This window comes from Micromonospora profundi, assembly GCF_011927785.1.
GTDB lineage: Bacteria > Actinomycetota > Actinomycetes > Mycobacteriales > Micromonosporaceae > Micromonospora > Micromonospora profundi.
Map to the genome: position 1 here is coordinate 5460620 of NZ_JAATJK010000001.1, position 21239 is coordinate 5481858.

Consider the following 21239-nt stretch of genomic DNA (forward strand, 5'->3'; position numbering starts at 1 on the left):
CGGGTAAACGTCTCATGTTCGGCCGATGACGTTGCTATTACACGACACTAGGCGCCCGGGTGGGGCGTCAGCACGGGCTCGACTGCTCCGAGGGCTCGCCCAGGAACACCCGACGCACCACCCGCTCCGCCGCCCGGCCGTCGTCCAACGTGCAGAAACGGTCCCGAAACCGTTCCCGGGCGCTGTTCGCCCCGGCCGATCGCACCGCGCCGGTGCGGAACAGGTCGAGCAGATCCGTGAAGGTGGTGGCCACCGCGCCCGGCGGCTCGGCCGTGACGTCGAAGTAGACACCCCGAGCCAGACGGTACGACTCCCAGTCCGGCGCGTAAAGCACGATCGGGCGATCCAGCACCGCGTAGTCGAACATCGCCGAGGAATAGTCGGTGACCAGCACGTCGGCCACCAGGTAGAGGTCCTCCACCCGCTGGTAGCCGCTGACGTCGCGTACCCGTTCCCAGTTACCCGGCCGGCCGGGACGGCGATCCCGATCGTGGAAGTAGTGACTGCGCATCAGCAGTTGGCCCGAGTCACCCAACGCCTCGACGAACCGGTCCGGCTGAAACGGGGGCCGGTAGCCGGGCAGGTGCTCGCGGTGCGTCGGGGCGTACAGCACCACCTGCTCGTCGGGGGTGAAGCCGAACTCCTGCCGCAGCCGCCGTACCTCGTCCGGACCGGCGGTGACCAGCCGGTCGTTGCGCGGGTAGCCCATCTCCAGCGTGGTGTACGTGGCCGGGTACGCCCGGTCCCACATCTGGGTGGAGAAGCTGTTGGCGCTGACGCTGTAGTCCCAGCGGTCCACGCGGCGCAGCAGTCCTGCGAAGTCCATCCGTCCCGCACCGATGGGATAGCGCTGCTGGTCCAACCCCATCACCTTGACCGGGGTGCCGTGGTGGGTCTGCACGTGCACCTGGTCCGGCCGCTTGCGGACGAAGTCCGGGAAGTTCACGTTGTTGATCAGCCAGCGGGCCCGCGCCAGCACCCGGTAGTAGGCGGGAGTGCCTGCCACCACGTACTCCACCCCTGCTGGCACGGCGTCCACCCGGTCGCGGCGCACGATCCACACCCCACGCACGCCGGGGGCCAACCGGCGGGCGACCTCGTAGATCGCCGCCGGGTTGCAGGCGTAGCCGCGGTACCAGTAGGCGGCGTACACGGCGAGGGCCGGATCGACAGGCCGGCGCAGCTCCGCCCGGTAGTACTCGCGCAGCAGGCCGTCGCGGGTCACCCGGGCACTGCGACGGGCCACCGGCCCGACCCGCCGCTTGGCGGTCCGCACCTGCCGGCGGGCCGTGTCACGGGCTCGGCTGGCAGCCCGCAGCGCCGTGAACGTCCGCCACCGGCCGGCCGCGACCAGCCGGTGCTTGACCCCCTCCACCCCCTCCGGTACGGGGTAGCCGCCCTCGGGCAGCCACCGCGCGTAGTCCTCGGTGATCTGCGCGAAGAAGGCCGACCGCAACTCCGGTGCGATCCGCTGGCCGTTGCCGAGCACCGTCAGGTAGTGCCAGATCATCCGCTCGAACACCGCCGGCCGCAGCTCGTCCACAGCCGGCGACCAGGCGTCCATCAGGTGGAAGACCCGATGCCACTGCGGGAAAACCTCGAAATGCCTGTCACCCCGGGTCTTGGTGATCGCGCCGGCACGGCGCTGCCGGTAGTTGACACACACCCGATCGAGTACGCCGATCCGCCGCGCCGCCATCAGCACCGGATAGCTGAACGAGACGTCCTCGTACCAGCCGTCCGAGAAACGCAGCCCCAGGTCGACAAGGAACTGCCTGCGGACCAGCCGGTTCCAGGCGGTGTGCAGCAGCCGCATCGTCTCCGGCCGGTCCCGCAGCCGGAACGTGGCCGTCCCTGGTGACTCGGGAAACACCTCGGCCATCGCACTGCGGGTGACTGTGTCGTTCCAGTACGCCCGGACGTGGTCGACGAGCAGCACGTCAGGTTTTGTCGTCCGCAGCCGCTCGGCGACCTCCGGCAGGCAGTCGGGCATCAGCCAGTCGTCACCGTCGATGAACCACACGTACTCGCCGACGGCCCGGTCCAGCCCGATGTTGCGGGCCGGACCGAGGCCGACGTTCTCCGGCAGCCGGACCGCACGGACCCGGGGGTCGCGGGCCGCGTACTCGTCGATGATCTCGCCGCTGGCGTCCGGCGAGCAGTCGTCGACGGCGATGACCTCGATGTCGGTGTCCGGTTGCCCGAGGATCGAGTCCAGGCATTCGCGCAGATATCCCTGCACCCGGAAGGCCGGCACCACGAAACTGATCAGGGTCATCCGGCCGTCCCTCCGTCAGCGGGGCGTCACACCTCCCGCGCCCAGGGATGCGGCCGACGCCCGCGCGTCACGGGCCGGTCGGACGAACCAGGCCAGGACGGCGCTCGCCACGAAGACCACGAGAAGGTACGCACCGAGTGTAGCCATGCCCATACCGACCATACCGGCAATCGCGGCGAGGGCCAGCAGCACCGAACGTCCCTCCCAGCCCAGCGTGGCCGCGTGCAGAGGCGGCGCCACCTGCCGCTTCTCCAGTCGCGCCGTCAGGTCGTAGTGGTGCACGGTGAGCACGAAGACGTAACCGAAGATCAGCCACCCGGGCGCGTCGCCGACCACACCGACCGCGATGGCGAACAGGTACTCGCCGGCCCGCAGCGCCGCCGGCACCAGCCAGTCCAACGGGCCGTTGTGTGCCGCCCCGGCACCGAGGCCGCCGGCCAGCAGCACCAGCAACGCCACCGGCACCGTCCAGCGCAGACCCTCCGGCGAGTCGCCCAGCAGCGCCGCGACAAGCAGCACCGCAGGGCCGAGCGCGGCGATCACCGCCAGTGTGAGCGGACCCATCGGGCGGACCGCAGGCAACCAGCGGGCCAACGGCCCGTCGTCGCGGTGCAGCGTCGCGTCGACCGTGTCCAGCACCGGCACCCGCATCCAGCGGGCCCGCAGCGTACGCAGCGCCCCGGTGTACGCGAACGCCAACGTGCCCCACACCAGCACCGCGACAAGGCTGACAAGCGGGTTGAACAGCGCCACTGTGATCGCGATCAGCGCCCACCGCTCACCGATCGGGAACACGACGGTCCGCTTCAGCCAGTACGACAGCGAACCCGTGTCCGCCTGCACCCGTGTCGACGCCGCGTTGAGCCGGTCACCGATCCCGCCGCTGGCACCAGTCGCCGATCGAGGCCGGCGTGCCGCCTCGTCGTGCAGCACCCCGTACCAGGTGTCGGTCATGTGCCGGACGGTCTGCAACGTCATCGCGGCGATCGCCAGCGCCCAGCCGTTGCCCAGCCCGGCGTGGCTCACCCCGAAGCCCAGCCCGGCGTAGACGAGGTATTCCTTCGCCCGGTCGGCCATCGTGTCCAGCCAACCGCCCCAGGCGCTGAAATGCCTTGTGTAACGGGCCAACTGACCGTCCACGCAGTCCAGCACGAACCCGAGGTAGAGCAGCACGGCGCCGCCCACAAGCGCGGGTCGCCCGCCGACGCCGAACAGCACGGCAGCGGCCAGCGCGAACAGCACCGAGATCACCGTCACCCCGGTGGGGGTGAGACGCATCCGTGCCGCCAGCCGCACCACGTACGGCGACCAGGTGCTGACGAAGTACGTGGAGAAGAAGTCGTCCTTCTCCTTCACCGACAGCCGCAGTTCGGCCCGGTCCTCGTCCACAGCCGTCACCGCCGCCTCGGCAGCGGCCAGCCCGACGGCGTCCTCGACCCGGTGCGCGACGAGCAGGCGTACCCGCTGGGCGAAGATCAAGGTGCCGAGCGCCGCGAGACCCGCGACGAGCCGGTCCACGGCGGACCCGGGACCACCGGCGGGGGCCGAGCCTGCCGAGCCCCCACCGCCGGCCACCGGCAGCGGCGACACGTCACCGGCCGGGCCGATCGGGGCGGCGACGGGGAGCACTCCGGACGCGGCGGCGCGGGCCGCAGCGGCGAGGTTCGGCAGGTCGTCCACGCCGACCCGCAACGCACCGCCGAACACGCCTGTGGCGTCGCCGTCCAGGTCGCCCACAGCGCCGGCGTCGACGACCTGCCCGCGTTCCTCGCGCACCGCCGTCCGTCCCGGCACCGGCGGATCGCTGAGCACCAGCGCCACCGTCGGCCCCACCGGGCTGGTGGCCAGATGCCGCAGTACGGCTGTGTGCGCCACCAGGTCGGTGCCTGTGACAAGCAGCGGACCGGTGGCGGCGTCGGCAAGCGCGGCCAGGTCGTCGAGGGTTGCCGCGAAGCGCACCTCGTCCGCCCCCGCCCGGCGCAACTGGGCGGCGAGCCGGTCGGCAAGCGGCTCGCCGGTCGCGGTGGCCAGGCCCGCCGCGGGCGTCCCGGCGGCGAGCACTATCGCGAGCGTCACCGCGGAACCGCGGCGTGGTACGCGTCGAGCGCCTCGGCGATGGTGCCGTCGAGCGTCAACCGGCCCGCGTCGAGGAACAACCCCCGACGGCAGAACCGGGTCAGGTCCTTTTCGTTGTGTGACACCAGCACCAAGGTGCGCCCCTCCCCGAGCAGACGATCAATCGTCGCGTAACACTTCTTGCGGAACTCCGCGTCGCCAACCGCGGTCACCTCGTCCATCAGCAGGATCGGGTGCGGCAGGTGCGAGATGATCGCGAAGCCGAGCCGCACCTTCATCCCCGACGAGTAATGCCGCACGGACGTGTCGATGGCCCGTTCCACCTGCTCACCGGCGAACTCGACGATCTCGTCGAAGTGCCGCTTCAGGTAGCTCGCCGACAGCCCGTGCAGTCCACCGACCAGGTGCAGGTTCTCCCTGCCGGTCAGGTCGTTGGAGAAACCGGCGGACAGCTCCAGCAGCGGGGCCACCGCCCCGTGCACCCGGATGCTGCCCTCGTCCGGAATGAGCACCCCGGCGATCAGCCGCAGCAGGGTGCTCTTACCTGTGCCGTTGCGGCCGATCACCCCGACCGTCTCGCCCGGCTCGACGGTGAACGACACGTCGCGCAGCGGCCAGAACTGGCCCGGCAGGGCACCCCGCGCGCCCCGGTGGATGAACAACTCCCGCAGCCGCAGCTGGCGACGACGGTTGCGGACGAACCGGATGCCCAGCTGATCGGCCTCGATGATCGGCGCCATCTCAGAGTTCCTTGAGCACGGCGGGCTCCAGCCGGCGGAACGACCACCAGCCGGCGGCCAGCACCAGCAGGCTGCCGACGACGGTGGTGGCGAGCAGGCGGGCGTCCGGGAACTCGTCCGGGTACCAGATCGCGTGGTGCAGCTGGAAGATCCCCACCAGCGGGTTCAGCTCGTACACCACCTTCAGCCAGCCGGGCAGGCTGGACTCCCGGACCAGGCTGAGCGGGTAGATGATCGGCGTGGCGTAGAAGAGCACCCGGATGATCAGCCTCATGAGCCGTTCCACGTCGCGCATCAGCACGTTCCACGCCGACAGCAGCAGGGCCAGCCCGATCAGCAGGGCCGCCTGGACGACCACCGCGAGCGGCAGGGCGAGCAACGACCAGCCGGGGTGGATCCGACCGTGCACCGTGTAGATCACCGCGATGGCGGCGAGGATCGGCAGGCCCGCCGCGTACTCGGCGAACCGGCCGGTGACCCGGCCGATCGGGAAGACCTGCCGGGGTACGTTCATCGTGGTGATCAATCGGGACTGGCCGGTCAGCGCGTTCGTGGCCTCGCTCAGCGCCGAACTGGTCCACATCCAGGCGAAGATCCCCGTGATCAGGAACAGCGGGTACGACCCGGCCGCCTCACCGAGGTGCCGGCCGGTATCGCGGGAGTACAGCACCCCGAAGACGAACCAGTAGATGGCGCCCATGCCGAGCGGCTCGATAAGCGACCAGAAGTAGCCGAGCACCGACTGCTGGTACTTCACCGCGAGATCACGCCGGACCAGGATGCGCAGCGAGTTGCGGTGCGACCACAACGCCGCGACGCCAGCGGTCACCGCAGCCTCCCGCCTCCTGAAACGGACGACAGGTTAGCAGTCGGTGAACGAATGCCCCGAATCGGCCGACTCAGCACTCAATCACGTTGACGGCCAGACCGCCACGCGCCGTCTCCTTGTACTTGACCTTCATGTCGGCGCCCGTCTCCCGCATGGTCTTGATGACCTTGTCAAGCGATACCGCGTGCACCCCGTCACCGCGCAGCGCGAGCCGGGCGGCCGTGATCGCCTTGATGCTAGCCACCGCGTTCCGCTCGATGCAGGGGATCTGCACCAGGCCACCTACCGGGTCACACGTCAACCCGAGGTTGTGCTCCATCCCGATCTCGGCGGCGTTCTCCACCTGCTCGGGAGTGCCGCCGAGCGCCTCGGCCAACCCGGCGGCGGCCATCGAACACGCCGAACCGACCTCACCCTGGCAGCCCACCTCCGCGCCGGAGATCGAGGCGTTCTCCTTGAACAACACGCCGATCGCCCCGGCCGCCAGCAGGAACCGCACCACGCCGTCCTCGTCGGCACCCGGCACGAACCGCGTGTAGTAGTGCAGCACCGCCGGGATGATCCCCGCCGCGCCGTTCGTCGGCGCGGTGACCACCCGACCGCCGGCCGCGTTCTCCTCGTTCACCGCCAGCGCGAACAGCGTCACCCAGTCCATCACGCGCAGCGGATCGGTACTCCCGGTGTCCGCCTCCAGGCTGCGCCGCAGCTCCGCCGCGCGCCGCCGGACCTTCAACCCCCCAGGGAGTACGCCGTCACGCTCGCAGCCCTGCTGCACGCACTCCCGCATCACCCGCCAGATGTCCAGCAGACCGGCCCGGATCTCCGCCTCGCTGCGCCAGGAACGCTCGTTGGCAAGCATCACCTCGCTGATCGACAGGCCCGTCGCGGTGGTGACCTCCAGCAACTGCGCCCCGGTCAGGAACGGGTACCGCACCCGCGTGCCGTCCGGCTTGATCCGATCCGCGCCGGCCGCCGCCTCGTCCACCACGAAGCCGCCGCCCACCGAGTAGTAGGTGCGGCTCCGCAGCTCGACACCCGCCCCGTCGTACGCCGCGAACGTCATCCCGTTCGGGTGGTACGGCAACGAACGGCGACGATGCAGCGTCAGATCTCGGTCCGGGTCGAAGTCGACCTCGTGCGCGTCCAGCAGGCTGATCCGCTGCTCGGCGCGAATCCGCTCGACCCGGGAGCCGACAGAATTCGTGTCGACCGTCTCCGGCGCCTCGCCGGCCAGCCCCAGCAGCACCGCCTGACCACTGCCGTGCCCGTGCCCGGTGGCACCCAGCGAACCGAACAGCTCGGCCTGCACCCGCGCCGTGTCGGTGAGCAACCCGTCGGCCTTGAGCCCCGACACGAACGTACGGGCGGCCCGCATCGGCCCCACCGTGTGCGAGCTCGACGGCCCGATACCGACACTGAAAAGGTCGAAAACACTGATCATGGCTGCGCTTCCTCGCCGTCGTCCCGTCGTACGGGATCCGGCCCGGTCGTGGCCACCGGTCAGGCGGCCCCGCTCGTGGTCGCCCGGTCGGGCGCCCGCCGGCCACCCGGGGTGGTGGGTGCCCGACCTGCGAGCCTACCCGCCCAGCACACCGCCCACCGGACCACGCGACCGCACGACCTGCCCGACGACCCGGCGCTGAGTCGGGGCTGCCCGACCACTCCGTCGCAGCCACCGCGCGTCCCGAACACGCCTCTTGACGCCCCGTCGCGAGCACCGGGTCCAAGATCATGCTTGATCTCCCGCGAGGGGCGAGGGGCGAGGGGCGCGCGGGCGCGGGAGGCGTTGGAGGCAGTCCGCACGGGTATGTACCTACGGGTCCACGGGTCGCCGATCCTCCTCGAGACCGAGGGCAGGGTGGCCAGCCCTTCCTACCGTGGATTGCAGACGCGGCGCATTGCCGCAGAGTGGGAGTACGACGATGAGTCGCAAACTGGTTCGGCCCCGCCAGGGGCGCATGCTCGCCGGTGTCTGCGCCGGCCTCGGTCAGCGGTTCGGTATGTCCGCCGGCATGGTGCGGCTGCTGTTCCTGTTGTCGCTGCTGCTGCCCGGCACCCAGGTGATCGTCTACCTGATCCTCTGGGTCCTCATGCCCAACGAGGACCGCTACCTCGCCGCCACAGGCCGCTGACCCTCCCCACAACAACCCGCGTTAAGGCACCACCGCCGGCCGAGGCAGCAACAACCCTGAAGTTGCTGCCTCGGCGGCACCTGAGGCAGCAACATCCCTGAAGTTGCGCGGATCTTGGCGCAAGGAGGGGGTGGCACAGGCGCGACGGCAGGCCGACGGGGCGACCGGCGGCATGAGACTCCTCCGTGAGCACCGCAGGATCTGCCGCGTGCACCGACGCCAGGGACACGCGAAACGCCCGCTCCGACGAAGGTCGGGGCGGGCGCTTCCGCGTACGGAGGTGTTGGTAGCTCAGGGAGCGGTGTAGGTGACAGTGACCTGCTGGTAGCCGAGGGAGCGCAGCAGCCCCTCCAGCATCTTGCGGGTGTTCTCCTCCGCACGGGCGGAGAGCCCGCTGTCCCGGGCGGCGGCGGTGATCCGTTCCTCGGCCAGCTGGTAGACCTGCTGCTGCCGGTTGGGATCGTTGCCGACCAGGTCGCCGAGCCGGTTGAGCAGGCCGCGCTGCTCGGCGAAGACGTAGCTCTTCTCCAGGTCGAGATTGGTCTCACCGAGCTGCGGCGCGGGCAGCTTGATCTCGACGGACTTACCGTCGGCGGACTGCACGATGGCACCCTCGCCGATCTTGGTGAAGTCGACGTACGCCTCCACGCTGCCGGCCCCGACGAACAGGGTGCGCTCGTTGAGCAGGAAGTCGGGAACGTTGCGCCTGTCGTTCTGGGTGTCGACCACGACCTGGAAGTTGCCCTCGGCGGCAACGTAGCGGCTGAGGTCCTGAATCGACTTCAGCAGCGGCGGCTGGCTGCGGTCGGTCTGCTCCTTGGCGAACGGGTTGCGGAAATCCGGCAGGAAGCCGGTCGCCTGCACGCCCAGCAGCACCACCACGGCAAGCGCGGCGGCACCGAGCAGCAGGAGCAGGCCACGGGCCGCCCCACCTGCCCCGCCGGTCGTCGGGCCGCCGGTGTCACCGGGTGTGTCCGCGGGCGGTTCGGGTGCCGCGGTCGAGCGCTCCTTGAGATCGTCGCCGGTCGGGTAACCGGGGAACTCCCTGGTGGGCTCGTTGATGTCAGCGTCGCGAGCCATCACACTCACCGTCCTCGTCAGACACGTCGTCTGCCAATGACGGTACGGCCCCCGTACGACAGCCGCGCGGTGAGCGGCCGGAAAGCACAAAACGGCAGGTCAGGCGAATGCTGAGAGCCCGGTGAGCCGCTGCCCGACGACCAGTTGGTGAATCTCCGAGGTGCCCTCGTACGTCAGCACGCTCTCCAGGTTGTTCGCGTGCCGCATCACCGGGTATTCGCCGGAGACGCCGTTGGCGCCGAGGATGGTGCGGCACTGCCTGGCGATGGCCAGGGCCTCCCGCACGTTGTTCAGCTTGCCCACGCTCACCTGCTCGGGGCGCAGCCGACCGGCCTCGGCGAGCCGGCCGAGGTGCAGGGCGAGCAGTTGGCTCTTGACCAGTTCGACGGCCATGTCGGCGAGCTTGGCCTGGGTGAGCTGGAACCCGGCGAGCGGGCGGCCGAACTGGGTACGGGTGGTGGCGTACGCCAAGGCGGTTTCCAGGCAGTCGCGGGCGGCGCCGACCGAGCCCCAGACGATGCCGTAGCGGGCTTCGGTGAGGCAGCTCAGCGGGGCCTTCAGACCGATCGCCTCGGGCAGTTGCGCCGCCGCCGGAATGCGGACGTCGTCGAGGGAGATCTCGCCGGTCACCGAGGCGCGCAGCGACATCTTGCGGGGGATCTCCCGGGTCGTGACACCGGGCATATCCATGGGTACGGCGAAGCCACGCACACCGGACTCGGTACGCGCCCAGATCACCCCGACGTCGGCGATCGGCGCGTTGGTGATCCACATCTTGCCGCCGCTGAGCACCCAGTCGTCGCCGTCGCGGCGTGCGCGCGTGGCCATCGAGGCCGGGTCGGAGCCGTGGTCGGGCTCGGTGAGGCCGAAGCAGCCGATCACCTCGCCGGTGGCCATCGCGGGGAGCCAACGCCGTTTCTGGTCCTCGCTGCCGTAGCGCCAGATGGCGTACATGGCAAGCGAGCCCTGCACCGAGACGAGCGAGCGGACGCCGGAGTCGGCGGCCTCCAGCTCCTGGCAGGCCAGCCCGTACGCGACGGCGGAGGCGCCGGCGCAGCCGTACCCGCTCAGGTGCATGCCGAGCAGCCCGAGCTTGCCGAATTCCTGGGCCAGCTCCCGGGCCGGCACGCGACCCTGCTCGTACCAGTCGGCGACGTGCGGGCGGACCCGGTCGTCGACGAGTTGGCGGACGACGTCCCGGATCTGCCGCTCCTCCTCGCTGAGCGACGGGTCCAGATCTAGCAGGTCCAGTGGAGCGGTCATGGACGCCACCTTAACGAAGGCTCAGCGCGTGGCAGAAGTGCTCGTCACTCGGTCGACCCGGAGAGCACGAGCACCCGGGCGTGGATCTGGTTGCGCTGCTGAAGGGCCGCGCGCAGGGCACGGTGCAGGCCGTCCTCCAGATAGAGCCCGCCGTTCCACTGCACCACGTGCGGAAAGAGGTCACCGTAGAAGGTGGAATCCTCGGCGAGCAGCTTGTCGAGCGCCAGCTCACGCTTGGTGGTGATCAACTGGTCCAGGCGCAGCGGGCGGGGCGGAATCTCCGCCCACTGCTTGAGCGTCAGGTTGTGCTCCGGATAGGGACGCCCGTCCCGGACCGCTCTGAAGATCACGACGGCACGCTCCCCTCCCCGTGGCCGGGCCGACCGACGGCGCCGAGCCGGGCCGCGGCGGGCACCGCGCGGCGCGGCACCGATGACCGTGCCAGCCTAGCGGCCCAGCGCACGCAGCGTTCTGCTCCCTGATGTCAGTTTCGCTACCCGTCGTCCGTTCCTCAGCCGGACAACTGGGAGGAATGACTCAGCTCCACCGCCCGCGTCGCACCACGTCGTCCACACCACGACGTCCTCGGCGCAGCGATGGTGACCGATGGTCAGGTATGGGATAACCGATCGTGACCGCGCCGATGGGGCGGAACTCCGCCGGCACGCCAAACGCCTCCCGGTACGCGGCCAACCGCTGCGGCGGAATCCCGAAGAAACAAGCCCCCAGCCCCTCGTCCACTGCGGTGAGCAACATCAGCAGCGAGGCGAAGCCGGTGTCCACGTACCAGTAGGGCACCGGCCAGCGATCGATGGACTGATCCGTCCAACCCTTGTCCGACTCCGCGTACCGCCGCAGGTAGGCCGACTCGTTGGCGTGCGGCACCACGATCAGCGGTGCCCTGCGCATGCCGGCCAGCCAGCGCTCCCGCCCCCCGCCTCCGGGCGTCGCGGCCGCCCAGAACCGCTCCCGGTCGGCCGACTCCTCCAGCACCAGGAAACCCCAGCCCTGGGTGAAGCCGGCCGACGGCGCACGTATCGCGTGGTCGAGCAGCCGGTCCACCACGCCGGGCGGGACCGGGCGGTCCGGGTCGTAGTTGCGCACCATCCTCCGGCGCCGGACGACCTCGGCGAACTCCATCTCCCCGCCCTCTTCTCCCGCCCGCTCAGGCCCCGGGCCGGATGCCCCAGGCGCCCCGCCAGGTGGTGCCGGGCTTGAGCGTGAGTACGTCCCTGCCGGAGCGGAACGCGTCCGGCGGGCAGGTCATCGGCTCGATCGCCACCGAGCGCCGGTGCCGCTCGCCGGTGAGCGCGTCACCAGTGAACACCTGCCACCAGCCGAACTCCGCGTCCGCCCAGATACTCACCCCTGACGAGCCGTCCGGAGCGGCCAGACTCACCGACGAGCCGCCGTCGGCGTCCCGGATCACCTCCCCGAAGCAGAGATCCAACTCGACCCCACCGATCCGGCGCGGGCTGGTCCAGTCGTACTCGGTGCCTGCCACCGGGGTGACCCCCACCGGCAGCAGCCGGCCGTCCACAAGCACCCGGGTACGCGTCGGCAGCCGCATGACCAGGTCGTCCACCGCGACGCCCGGCAGTTGCAGGTACGGGTGCACGGAGAAGCCGAACGGCGCCACCTCGGCACCGACGTTCGTCACCTCGTGCTCGGCGCGCAGACCGTCCACGCCGACGCTCCAGCGGCTGAGCAGCCGCAACGGCCACGGGTAGCCAGGCTGCGGCGGCAGGTCGTAGCCGACCGTCACCGAGTCCGCCGTCTGCTCCAGCAGCCGCCACGGCACCCAGTTGACAAGCCCGTGGATGGCCACGTGCCGCTCCGGCTCGGTCAGCGCGAGCTGATGCGTACGGTCGGCGAACGGGTAGCGGCCGTCCCGGATCCGGTTCGGCCAGGGCGCCAGCACCTGTCCGGCGCAGCCGGGGCAGACCTCGTCGGTCGCGTACCCGTCGAGCAGGTCGACGCCGTCCTTCCGGTACGTCCGCAGGCCGCCGCCCACCTCGACGATGACGGCCTCGTGGCCGGCGGCGGCGATGGTCCACTGGGCGCCGGAGAAGGGGCGCTGGTCGGGGGTGTCCATGCCGGCGACCCTAACCGGTCACCCCCGCGCGCCGCTCGACACGGTCACGGCCGCCGCCGCCCACCGCCCGTCATGCGCGATCGCCGCCCCTTGTCCGGCTCCGTCAGGCCCGATCGCCGCTCGACGCCGTCGCGGCGCGGTAGCGCACCAGGGCCGGGAAGGCGACCGCGAGCACCACCACGAGCGCCGCCGAGGCGAGGCCGCCGGCCACCCAGGCCACCCCGCCACCGAAGCCGGCGGCCATGGTGCCGGCCCGCAGGTCACCAAGCCGCGGCCCGCCGGCCACCACCACCGTGTTGACGCCCTGGAGCCGGCCACGCATCCGGTCCGGCGCGTAGACCAGCAGCATCGACTGCCGCAGGACCGCGCTGACCAGGTCGGCGGCACCGGCGACGGCGAGCAGCACCACCATCAGCCAGAGTTGGTGGGCCAACCCGGCGGCTGCGATCGCCAAGCCCCAGGCGACCACAGCGACCACCAGGCCGAGCCCCTGCCTGCGGAGTCGACCGATCCAACCGGAGGTCAACCCTCCGATCATCGAGCCGATCGCGATGGCGGCGTAGAGCAGGCCGACCGCTCCACCACCTCCGAAGCGTTCGTGGGCGATCTCCGGGAACAGCGCCCGGGGCATGGCCAGGATCATCGCGATCAGGTCCACCCCGAAGGAGAGCAGCAGCACCGGCGTGGTCGCCAGGTAGCGGAACCCGTCGACAACGCTTGCCAGGCCGGCACGGCGGGGCTCACCGTCAGGGCTCGGCTCCGGCGGCAGCGACGGCAGGCGCAGGGCTGCCCAGAGCATCGCTGTGAACAGCACCGCGTCCACGCCGTACGCGATCGACAGGACGAGCCTGGTGTCGGTGGAGGCCGCGAGGATCAGGCCGGCGGCGAGCGGCCCGGCCACCGAGGCCGCGGTGAACGTCGTGTAGTTCAGGGTGCTGGCAGCCGGCACGAGGTTGTCCGGCACCAGTCGGGGCAGCATGGCGCTACGGGCCGGGGAACTGATCGCGAACGCCACCGACTGCACCGCCATCAGCGCCAACAGCAGCACCGGGCTGCCCACGTTCAGCAGCGCCTGCACCAGCAGGCCAAGGGTGGACGCCCAGAGCAGCACCGACCCGCCGAGCAACACCACCCGGCGGTCGCGGGCGTCGGCGATGGCGCCGCCCCAGAGCCCGAAGATCAGCAACGGTACGAAGGCCGCCACGCCCAGCAGGCCGACCCAGAACGAGTCCTTCGTCAGGGCGTACATCTCCACAGGCACGGCGACGGCAGTGAACTGGAAGCCGAACATCGCCACGGTGTTGCCGAGCCAGAGCCGCCGGTACGCGGGGACGCGCAGCGGACGTACGTCGATCGCCCAGCGGCGTCCTGCCCGCCGCCGGGCCTCCTGCACGCCCGTCACGGTGCCAGCCGCTCGACGATCCAGCTCCCGTCGCCGCTCGGGACGCCACCGGGTGGCCCCTCGTCGGTGCGCCGGAACCGCAACCTGTCGTGCAGTCGACCGGCCCGGCCCTGCCAGAACTCCACCGAATCGGGCCGGACCCGCAGGCCACCCCAGTTCGGTGGGGGCGGGATGACGGCCTCGTCGGCGAACCGCTCGGCCACCTCCCGATAGCGCTCCTCGAGCGCGGCCCGATCCGGCACCACCTGCGACTGCGGGCTGGCCCAGGCGCCCAGCTGGGAGCCGCGCGGCCGGCTGGCGAAGTACGCCTCGGTCACCGGGGCCTCCACCGGGGCGATCCGGCCCGCCACGACCACCTGCCGCTGCATGGCGAACCACGGAAAGACCAGGCTGGCGTACGGGTTGGCAGCCGCCTCGACTCCCTTGCGGGACAGGTGGTTGGTGAAGAAGACGAAGCCGTCGGAGTCGTACCCCTTCAGCAGCACGGTCCGGCCGCTCGGCCGGCCGGCGGCGTCGGCGGTGCCCACCACCATCGCGTTCGGCTCGGGTAGCCCGAAGGCAACCGCGTCGGCGAACCAGCTGTCGAACTGGGTGTGCCAGTCACCGGCCAGGTCGGCCTCGGTCAGGCCCAGCTCCGCGGCGTACTCGTTACGCATCGCGGCCGGACCAGGTGTGTCGCCCGTCACGTCCTACTCCTTCTCGGCGGCCCGGTCGCGCACTCCCGCGCTGACCAGCCCGCACCGCCCAGTCTCACCGAGCGGCGTGGAATATGCGCGCCCGGGGGTGTCGCGTGCGGCACAGTCGCCGTGGGTCGCGTATCCGCTGACGCAGCAGGCAAGATGTTCCGAACACATCCCTGAGGGTCGCCTAAGGCGCCCGGCCGACCGGCCGGATGAGCTGATCGGGCGCACCGAGCAGATCCAGGAGAGCGACATGGCCGATTTCAAACCCGGGCTGGAGGGCGTCGTAGCCTTCGAGACCGAGATCGCCGAACCAGACCGCGAAGGTGGCGCGCTGCGCTATCGCGGGGTCGACATCGAGGATCTGATCGGCCAGGTCTCGTTCGGCAACGTGTGGGCGCTGCTTGTCGACGGCCGGTTCGGGCCGGGCCTGCCGCCGGCGGAGCCGTTCCCGGTGCCGGTGCACTCCGGTGACATCCGGGTCGACGTGCAGTCGGCGGTCGCCATGCTGGCCCCGTACTGGGGGCTCAACCAACTGCTCGACATCTCCGACGAGCAGGCCCGTGAAGATCTCGCCCGGGTCTCGGTGACCGCGCTCTCCTTCGTCGCGCAGTCCGCCCGGGGCCTCGGCCTGCCGGCCGTGCCGCAGAAGGAGATCGACAAGGCGCAGACAATCGTCGAGCGGTTCATGAAGCGCTGGCGTGGCGAGCCCGACCCCCGCCACGTCAAGGCCGTCGACGCGTACTTCATCTCGGCCGCCGAGCACGGCCTGAACGCCTCCACCTTCACCGCCCGCATCGTCGCCTCCACCGGGGCGGACGCGGCGGCGTGCATCTCCTCCGGCATCGGAGCCCTCTCCGGCCCGCTGCACGGCGGCGCACCGTCCCGGGTGCTCAGCATGCTGGAGGCCGTTGAGCGCAGCGGCGACGCCGAGGGGTACGTCAAGGGCGTCCTCGACCGTGGCGAGCGGCTGATGGGCTTCGGCCACCGGGTCTACCGTGCCGAGGACCCGCGCGCCCGCGTGCTCCGGCGCACCGCCAAGGAGTTGGGCGCGCCGCGCTTCGAGATCGCCGAGGCGCTGGAGAAGGCTGCCCTCGCCGAGTTGCAGGCACGTCGCCCGGACCGGGTGCTCGCCACCAACGTCGAGTTCTGGTCGGCCGTCGTGCTGGACTTCGCCGAGGTGCCGGCGCACATGTTCACCTCGATGTTCACCTGCGCCCGGATGGGCGGCTGGAGCGCGCACATCCTGGAGCAGAAGCGCCTGCAGCGGCTGGTCCGCCCGTCCGCCCGCTACGTCGGCCCGGAGACCCGCAAGCCGTCCGACGTCGAAGGCTGGGCCGCCATCCCCCACGGCGTCTGAGGTGTAAGGAAGGGCCCCTTCTTAACGCCTGGCGTAGAGGAGGGGCCCCTTTCTAACGCCTGCTGTTAAGAAGGGGCCCTTCCTTCGTCGCGGCGGGGGTGAGTGTGGTGAAGGACTCAGGCCTGCAGGTGAGGGCCTGGCCTTCACCGCCGGATCCTGGTGCGAGGATGGGGGCCGGCAGTGTCGCCGGGCCCGCCCTAGCCCTTGCGGAAGGACCTTCATACCGTGGCTGACGCCTCGATCATCCGGATTCCCGACGAGATCAAGCCCGCTGACGGCCGGTTCGGCTGCGGCCCGTCCAAGGTCCGGCCTGCGGCCGTGTCCGCTCTCGCCGACGTGGCCACCAGCTTCCTGGGCACCTCGCACCGGCAGAAGACGGTCCGCGACCAGGTTGCCCGGCTGCGCTCCGGCATCGCCGAGTTCTTCTCGCTGCCCGAGGGCTACGAGGTCGTGATCGGCAACGGCGGCACCACCGCGTTCTGGGAGGTCGCCACGTTCGGCCTCGTCCGGGACCGTGCGCAGTTCGCCAGCTTCGGCGAGTTCGGTGCCAAGTTCGCGAAGTCGGTAGAGGACGCCCCGTTCCTGGGCGAGCCGACCGTCCGCAAGGCCGACGCGGGCAGCGCGCCCACCCTTGTCGCCGAGGCCGGCGTGGACGTCTACGCGACGCCGCACAACGAGACCTCGACCGGTGTGGCCGTGCCGATCAGTCGGGTCGCGGGCGCGGACGAGGGCTCGCTGCTGCTTGTCGACGCCACCTCCGGCGCCGGTGGCCTGGAGGTCAACGTCGGCGAGACCGACGTCTACTACTTCGCGCCGCAGAAGTGCTTCGGCTCCGACGGTGGCCTCTGGCTGGCCCTGATGTCGCCTGCCGCGCTGGAGCGGGCCGCCGAGATCAAGGCGTCCGGCCGCTACATCCCGGCCTTCCTGGATCTGACCACCGCGATCGACAACTCGCGGCTGGAGCAGACGTACAACACTCCGGCGCTGGCGACCATCTTCCTGGCCGCCGAGCAGACCGACTGGATGAACGCGCAGGGTGGCCTGGCCTGGGCGGCAAAGCGCACCGCCGAGAGCGCCGCGACGGTGTACGGCTGGGCGGAGCGGTCCACAGTGGCCACTCCGTTCGTGACCGACCCGGCGCTGCGGTCCAACGTGGTCGCGACCATCGACTTCGCCGACGGTGTGGACGCCACGGCGATCGCCAAGGCGCTGCGCGCCAATGGCATCGTCGACACCGAGCCGTACCGCAAGCTCGGCCGCAACCAGCTGCGGGTGGCGCTGTTCCCGGCCGTCGAGCCGTCCGATGTCGAGGCGCTCACCGCCTCCATCGACTACGTGGTCGAGCGCCTCTGACGATCGTCACGGTCGGTGTTGGTCGGAGCCCCGACCGACACCGACCGTGATCATCGCCGCAGCTCAGTCGCGACATGCGGGGTGTCGCTTCCCCCACCCCGAGACAGATGCGCGTACGGTGGTCAGAGACGCCTGGGTGGCCGACTCGTGGCGTGCGGCCAGCGAAGCGGGACGGAGGCAACGCAATGCGCCCAGTACGCTTCGTCGCCCTCTCCGAGGACGGCCATGCCCTGGTTCTCGCCGACGAGGTCGGGCGGCTGCTAGCCCTGCCGATCGACGAGCGGATCGCCGGCGCGTTGCACGCCGAGCCCGGCGCACCGCCCCTTCCGGCGGCGCCGACGACCGTCGACCCGGTTCCCTCGCTGTCTCCTCGGGACATCCAGGCCCGCATCCGCTCCGGTGAGTCCGCCGAGGACGTCGCCCGGATCGCCGGTGTGCCTGTGGACCGTGTGCTTCGCTACGCCGGGCCGGTGCTCCAGGAGCGGGCGATGCTCGCCCAGCACGCCCGCCGCACCAGGCTCAAGGGCGCGGAGAAGCCGACCCCGCTCGCCGAGGTGGTGAACGGCCGGCTGAGCCAGCACGGCATCGACACCGAGAAGATCTCCTGGGACGCCTACCGGCGCGACGACGGCACCTGGCGGATCATCGCCACCTGGCCGTCCGGCAAGGCCACCGCGCAGGCCATCTGGGATCTCGACAAGACCCGGCAGGCGGTCACGCCGCACGACGACATGGCGCAGTACCTGTGCGCCGAGCGGCCCACGCCGATCCTCGGTCAGGAGCCGGCGCCGGAGCGGGGTGGGCACGCCCTGCCCGGCCCGTCGCGTGGTGAACCGAGCCGTGGTGGGCACGGGTTGCCGGCCGCGTCCGAGCACCCCCGCCAGGGTCGGGACCCGATCCGGGCTGGCCGGGACGCCCTGCTCGCCTCACTGGACCGTCCGCTCGGCGCCTCGTCGGGTCGTGGGCTGGAACCGCGTACCCCTGCTGCTCTGGCAGGGTCGGACGCGCCCCGGCAGCGACCTGTCGGCGGCGGTGCCGCCGCGCTTCTCGGCGGCGGCCAGGGGTCGGCCTTCGACGACGACGCGGATGCGCCAAAGGAGGTCCCGGCCGTGCCGTCGCTGGCGGTGCTGCGACCTCGGCGGACCGGTGCCGCGGCTGCGGCCGGTGGCGAGTCCACCGACGCTGCCGGCAAGCCGCGCAAGCGGCTGCCGAGCTGGGACGACGTTCTCTTCGGCAGCGGTCCGGCCGCGCGCGAGTCTTCCTGACGCTCCGCGTCGACGGGCGACGATATCCGCCTCCTGTCGACGCGGGGCCGCGCGACCCCACCCACCGGCTCGACTGCGACGTGCGCCTCGGTTCACACTCGACTGCGACCCATGATGCCTCGACTCACAGGGGCCAGGCGGCGAGGCGCTCGTAGCGCGGGCCGAGGTGGCTGCGTACGAGGAGCAGTTCGCTGACCGGCCATTCCGGCCCTCGGTAGTCGTCAAGGGTGACCCGGTCGGCCTCGATGTCGGCCGGGGCCATCCGGTCACCGGGCCGGGCGATGGTCAGGTGCGGCCGGAAGGGCTTCTCGTCATACGGCAGGCCGGCGTGCCGCAACCGGTCCCGGGTCAGCCCGGCCAGCGTCCGCAACGCCTCGACGTCACCGCGCACATCTGTCCAGAGCACTGTGCGCCGGCCATCGCCGAACAGACCACCGCCGCCGAGCCGCAACCGGGGCGGGGCGTCCCGACCGTCGCGGAACCGTTCGGCGGCCAGCCCCAGAGCGCTGAAGACCTCGACCAGCCGGGCGGTCTCGACCTCGCCGAGAAAGGCAACTGTGAGGTGGAGGTTGGCCGGGTCGGCGAGCCGGATCGGGATGTCGGCGGCGGCCGCCGCACCGACACGCAGGCCGGCGACCCGGGTGCCGAGGTGGGTGACCGCCTCGACGGGCGGGTAGACCGCGACGAAGAGCCGCAACGACGAGCCGCTCAGCGGTGCCGTTGACGGTGCCCGGCGCGGGCCGCCGGGAGGGTCAGGCCGGCGGCGTGCAGCACACCTTCGACCCGTACACGTTCGATCTCCTGGTCGACGCCTGTCAGCTCGGCGAGGTGTTCGGTGATGTCGAGGGCGCGGCAGGCCAAACGGAGCCGGTCGTCGTACGCCTGGAGCACCCCCGCGTACCAGACCATGGACCGGCCGTTGCTGCCGAGCCGCTGGCCACCGAGGCGGCGCAGGTCGGCGGCGAGCTGCTCCAGAGGACGCCGGTCGGCGCTGTCGAACTCACTGAGGTCGATGTCGCGGGTCAGCGAGTCGGCCTCGACGGCGCGGTCGAGACGGGCGATGGTGCGCCGTTCCCGACGGCGTTCACGCCACTCCGACCAGCCACAGACCACCCGGTCGAGGATTTCGTCGGCGCAGAAGAGCAGGGCGAACGCCGCCGGCAGGCTGGCCATGGCGATGAGCGCCAGGGCAAGCGTCAGCGCGCGTCCGACTTCCACATATCGACGCTAAGCCCCGTCGTGCCGCCTCGCCAGCAATTTCGCCGCATCCGCACAATCCGCCGATCGGGACCCGCTCCGGTGCCCCGTACAGGCAACGACCCCCTCCTCGCGGGTTGCGAGAGGAAGGGGCCGTTCCTGACGCGCTCAGCTGTTGGCGGAGACGACGTAGAAGCGGGGCATGGGCAGCACCCGGAAGCGCAGCCGGGCATCGGAGCGGCGCAGCTGCCAGGCCAGCGCGATAAGCGCGGTGGCCAGCGAGATCAGCCCGCCCATCCAGATGCTCGCGCCGGCGCCGAAGTGCTCGGCGACCCAGCCGATCAGCGGTGCGCCGACCGGGTTGGTGCCCAGGAACACCAGCACCCACAGGGCCATCACCCGTCCCCGGAAGGCGGCGTCCACGCCGAGCTGGACGCGCTGGTTGGCGGCCTGGGCGAAGAAGACCATGAAGAAGCCGGTGGGCACCAGCAGCGCCACGACCAGCCAGTACGCCCCCGCGAAGCCGACCAGGGTGCCGAAGCTCGCGCAGGCGACAGCGGCGCCGAGCACCAGCCATACCGACGGTCGGCTGCGCCGGCCGGTGCCGCTGAGAGCACCACCGAGCGCCCCGACGGCCAGTGCCGTGCTGAACAGGCCGAAGGAGGCGGCACCGGTGTGGAAGACCGTCTTGGCCAGCGCGGCGAGGGTGAGCTGGAAGTTGAACAGCGACATGCCGATCACCGACATCACCGCCATCGGCAGCAGCAGGTCCGGCCGGCGCCACACGTACCGCAGCCCGTCGATCACCCGGGCGGAGTCCCGTTCGTCGCGCGGCAGCAGGGCGGCGCGGTGCAGCTCGGAGGTCCGCATCTGGACCACGGTGACCAGCGGGGCGATCGAGCTGAGGGCGGTGACGAGGAACACCGGGCCCACGTCGAAGGCGGCGATGGCAAGGCCGGCTACGGCCGGGCCGACGATCCGGGCGGAGTTGAACACTGCGGCGTTCAGCGACAGCGCGTTGGGCAGCAGCGGCGTGCCGACCAGCTCGGAGACGAACGCCTGGCGGACCGGGGTCTCGACGGCGTTGGCGGTGCCGAGCAGCGCGGCGAACGCGAAGACGTGCCAGAGCTGCACCAGATCGGTGAGGACCAGCACTGCCATACCGAGCGCCAGCACCGTCCAGAAGGCGTTGGCGACGAAGAGCAGCACCCGCTTGTCGTACCGGTCGGCGAGCCGGCCGGAGAGCAGCGTGAGCAGCAGCACCGGGGTGAACTGAAGGGCGGTCACCACACCGAGCGCGGTGGCCGAGTTGTCGGAGAGCTCGAGGACCAGCCAGTCCTGGGCGATGAACATCATCCAGACGCCGATCAGTTTGATCAGCTGCCCGGACGCGAAGAGCCGGTAGTTACGGACCTGTAGGGACTGGAACATCGTGCTCAGCTTGGCCTGCACTCTTGGTGCGCCTCCTTGGACGTACGCGTCATCGACA

Annotated in this window: 19 protein-coding genes; 4 read left to right on the forward strand and 15 right to left on the reverse strand. The window is 71.1% G+C overall.

What is annotated here, in order from left to right; genetic code table 11:
- Positions 1–67 precede the first annotated feature (67 nt).
- The 5 genes from F4558_RS24190 to F4558_RS24210 all read right to left on the reverse strand — a co-directional run bounded on the left by F4558_RS24190 (position 68) and on the right by F4558_RS24210 (position 7364).
- Positions 68–2278 carry a bifunctional glycosyltransferase/CDP-glycerol:glycerophosphate glycerophosphotransferase gene (locus tag F4558_RS24190; RefSeq protein ID WP_167946076.1) on the reverse strand — a complete coding sequence of 737 codons (2211 nt, stop codon included), beginning with the start codon at positions 2276–2278 and terminating at the stop codon, positions 68–70.
- 15 nt (positions 2279–2293) lie between these two features.
- Positions 2294–4354 (reverse strand): DUF5941 domain-containing protein, encoded by a 2061-nt coding sequence (locus F4558_RS24195; protein WP_167946077.1) that lies wholly within the window; start codon positions 4352–4354, stop codon positions 2294–2296.
- On the reverse strand, positions 4351–5094 hold the full coding sequence (locus tag F4558_RS24200; RefSeq protein WP_053658865.1) for an ABC transporter ATP-binding protein: 744 nt from the start codon (positions 5092–5094) through the stop codon (positions 4351–4353). Before F4558_RS24200 ends, F4558_RS24195 begins: the two co-directional genes overlap by 4 nt.
- Position 5095: 1 nt before the next feature.
- The gene (locus F4558_RS24205) at positions 5096–5923 is read right to left on the reverse strand and encodes an ABC transporter permease (RefSeq protein WP_053658863.1); all 828 of its coding nucleotides are present in this window, start codon (positions 5921–5923) and stop codon (positions 5096–5098) included.
- A 70-nt stretch (positions 5924–5993) separates the two neighbouring features.
- Positions 5994–7364, reverse strand: coding sequence for an L-serine ammonia-lyase (locus tag F4558_RS24210; protein ID WP_053658861.1), 1371 nt, complete (start codon positions 7362–7364; stop codon positions 5994–5996).
- A gap of 481 nt (positions 7365–7845) precedes the next feature.
- On the opposite strand from F4558_RS24210, the gene F4558_RS24215 reads away from it, so the two are divergent.
- Complete coding sequence (locus tag F4558_RS24215; RefSeq protein ID WP_053658859.1) at positions 7846–8055, forward strand: PspC domain-containing protein; 210 nt, start codon at positions 7846–7848, stop codon at positions 8053–8055.
- Positions 8056–8346: 291 nt separating this feature from the next.
- Here F4558_RS24215 and F4558_RS24220 read toward each other — a convergent pair whose 3' ends face one another.
- The 7 genes from F4558_RS24220 to pdxH form a co-directional block, all read right to left on the reverse strand.
- Positions 8347–9135, reverse strand: coding sequence for a DUF4230 domain-containing protein (locus F4558_RS24220; RefSeq protein WP_167946078.1), 789 nt, complete (start codon positions 9133–9135; stop codon positions 8347–8349).
- A gap of 99 nt (positions 9136–9234) precedes the next feature.
- Entirely contained in the window at positions 9235–10398 is a 1164-nt protein-coding gene (locus tag F4558_RS24225; protein ID WP_167946079.1) for an acyl-CoA dehydrogenase family protein, read from the reverse strand.
- Between the two features lie 44 nt (positions 10399–10442).
- Positions 10443–10748 carry a type II toxin-antitoxin system VapB family antitoxin gene (locus F4558_RS24230; protein ID WP_053658855.1) on the reverse strand — a complete coding sequence of 102 codons (306 nt, stop codon included), beginning with the start codon at positions 10746–10748 and terminating at the stop codon, positions 10443–10445.
- 187 nt (positions 10749–10935) lie between these two features.
- Positions 10936–11538, reverse strand: a complete 603-nt coding sequence (locus F4558_RS24235) for a nitroreductase family protein (RefSeq protein ID WP_167946080.1) — start codon at positions 11536–11538, stop codon at positions 10936–10938.
- Positions 11539–11563: 25 nt separating this feature from the next.
- A complete protein-coding gene (locus F4558_RS24240; protein WP_167946081.1) occupies positions 11564–12493 on the reverse strand; it encodes an aldose 1-epimerase family protein in 930 nt (309 codons plus the stop codon).
- Between the two features lie 103 nt (positions 12494–12596).
- On the reverse strand, positions 12597–13895 hold the full coding sequence (locus F4558_RS24245; RefSeq protein WP_167946082.1) for an MFS transporter: 1299 nt from the start codon (positions 13893–13895) through the stop codon (positions 12597–12599).
- On the reverse strand, positions 13892–14551 hold the full coding sequence (gene pdxH / locus F4558_RS24250; protein ID WP_167947629.1) for a pyridoxamine 5'-phosphate oxidase: 660 nt from the start codon (positions 14549–14551) through the stop codon (positions 13892–13894). The genes F4558_RS24245 and pdxH overlap by 4 nt, the downstream gene beginning before the upstream one ends.
- Positions 14552–14828: 277 nt before the next feature.
- Here pdxH and F4558_RS24255 point away from each other — a divergent pair, with 277 nt between their 5' ends.
- The 3 genes from F4558_RS24255 to sepH all read left to right on the forward strand — a co-directional run bounded on the left by F4558_RS24255 (position 14829) and on the right by sepH (position 18553).
- Positions 14829–15935 (forward strand): citrate synthase 2, encoded by a 1107-nt coding sequence (locus F4558_RS24255; protein WP_030329620.1) that lies wholly within the window; start codon positions 14829–14831, stop codon positions 15933–15935.
- A gap of 225 nt (positions 15936–16160) precedes the next feature.
- Positions 16161–17288 carry a phosphoserine transaminase gene (serC, locus tag F4558_RS24260; protein ID WP_167946083.1) on the forward strand — a complete coding sequence of 376 codons (1128 nt, stop codon included), beginning with the start codon at positions 16161–16163 and terminating at the stop codon, positions 17286–17288.
- Positions 17289–17473: 185 nt separating this feature from the next.
- Positions 17474–18553 (forward strand): septation protein SepH, encoded by a 1080-nt coding sequence (gene sepH, locus F4558_RS24265; protein WP_053658844.1) that lies wholly within the window; start codon positions 17474–17476, stop codon positions 18551–18553.
- Between the two features lie 124 nt (positions 18554–18677).
- Here the strand turns inward: sepH and thpR are convergent, their stop codons facing one another.
- The 3 genes from thpR to F4558_RS24280 form a co-directional block, all read right to left on the reverse strand.
- On the reverse strand, positions 18678–19250 hold the full coding sequence (thpR, locus tag F4558_RS24270; RefSeq protein ID WP_167946084.1) for an RNA 2',3'-cyclic phosphodiesterase: 573 nt from the start codon (positions 19248–19250) through the stop codon (positions 18678–18680).
- An 11-nt stretch (positions 19251–19261) separates the two neighbouring features.
- The gene (locus F4558_RS24275) at positions 19262–19771 is read right to left on the reverse strand and encodes a hypothetical protein (RefSeq protein WP_167946085.1); all 510 of its coding nucleotides are present in this window, start codon (positions 19769–19771) and stop codon (positions 19262–19264) included.
- 147 nt (positions 19772–19918) lie between these two features.
- The gene (locus F4558_RS24280; protein ID WP_053658838.1) at positions 19919–21202 is read right to left on the reverse strand and encodes an MFS transporter; all 1284 of its coding nucleotides are present in this window, start codon (positions 21200–21202) and stop codon (positions 19919–19921) included.
- Positions 21203–21239: the final 37 nt, after the last annotated feature.

Coding starts and splice junctions, on each gene's coding strand:
- F4558_RS24190 (WP_167946076.1), bottom strand. CDS start 2,278: ATGACCCTGATCAGTTTCGTGGTGCCGGCCTTCCGGGTGCAGGGATAT.
- F4558_RS24200 (WP_053658865.1), bottom strand. CDS start 5,094: ATGGCGCCGATCATCGAGGCCGATCAGCTGGGCATCCGGTTCGTCCGC.
- F4558_RS24210 (WP_053658861.1), bottom strand. CDS start 7,364: ATGATCAGTGTTTTCGACCTTTTCAGTGTCGGTATCGGGCCGTCGAGC.
- F4558_RS24215 (WP_053658859.1), top strand. CDS start 7,846: ATGAGTCGCAAACTGGTTCGGCCCCGCCAGGGGCGCATGCTCGCCGGT.
- F4558_RS24220 (WP_167946078.1), bottom strand. CDS start 9,135: ATGGCTCGCGACGCTGACATCAACGAGCCCACCAGGGAGTTCCCCGGT.
- F4558_RS24225 (WP_167946079.1), bottom strand. CDS start 10,398: ATGACCGCTCCACTGGACCTGCTAGATCTGGACCCGTCGCTCAGCGAG.
- F4558_RS24235 (WP_167946080.1), bottom strand. CDS start 11,538: ATGGAGTTCGCCGAGGTCGTCCGGCGCCGGAGGATGGTGCGCAACTAC.
- F4558_RS24240 (WP_167946081.1), bottom strand. CDS start 12,493: ATGGACACCCCCGACCAGCGCCCCTTCTCCGGCGCCCAGTGGACCATC.
- pdxH (WP_167947629.1), bottom strand. CDS start 14,551: ATGCGTAACGAGTACGCCGCGGAGCTGGGCCTGACCGAGGCCGACCTG.
- F4558_RS24255 (WP_030329620.1), top strand. CDS start 14,829: ATGGCCGATTTCAAACCCGGGCTGGAGGGCGTCGTAGCCTTCGAGACC.
- sepH (WP_053658844.1), top strand. CDS start 17,474: ATGCGCCCAGTACGCTTCGTCGCCCTCTCCGAGGACGGCCATGCCCTG.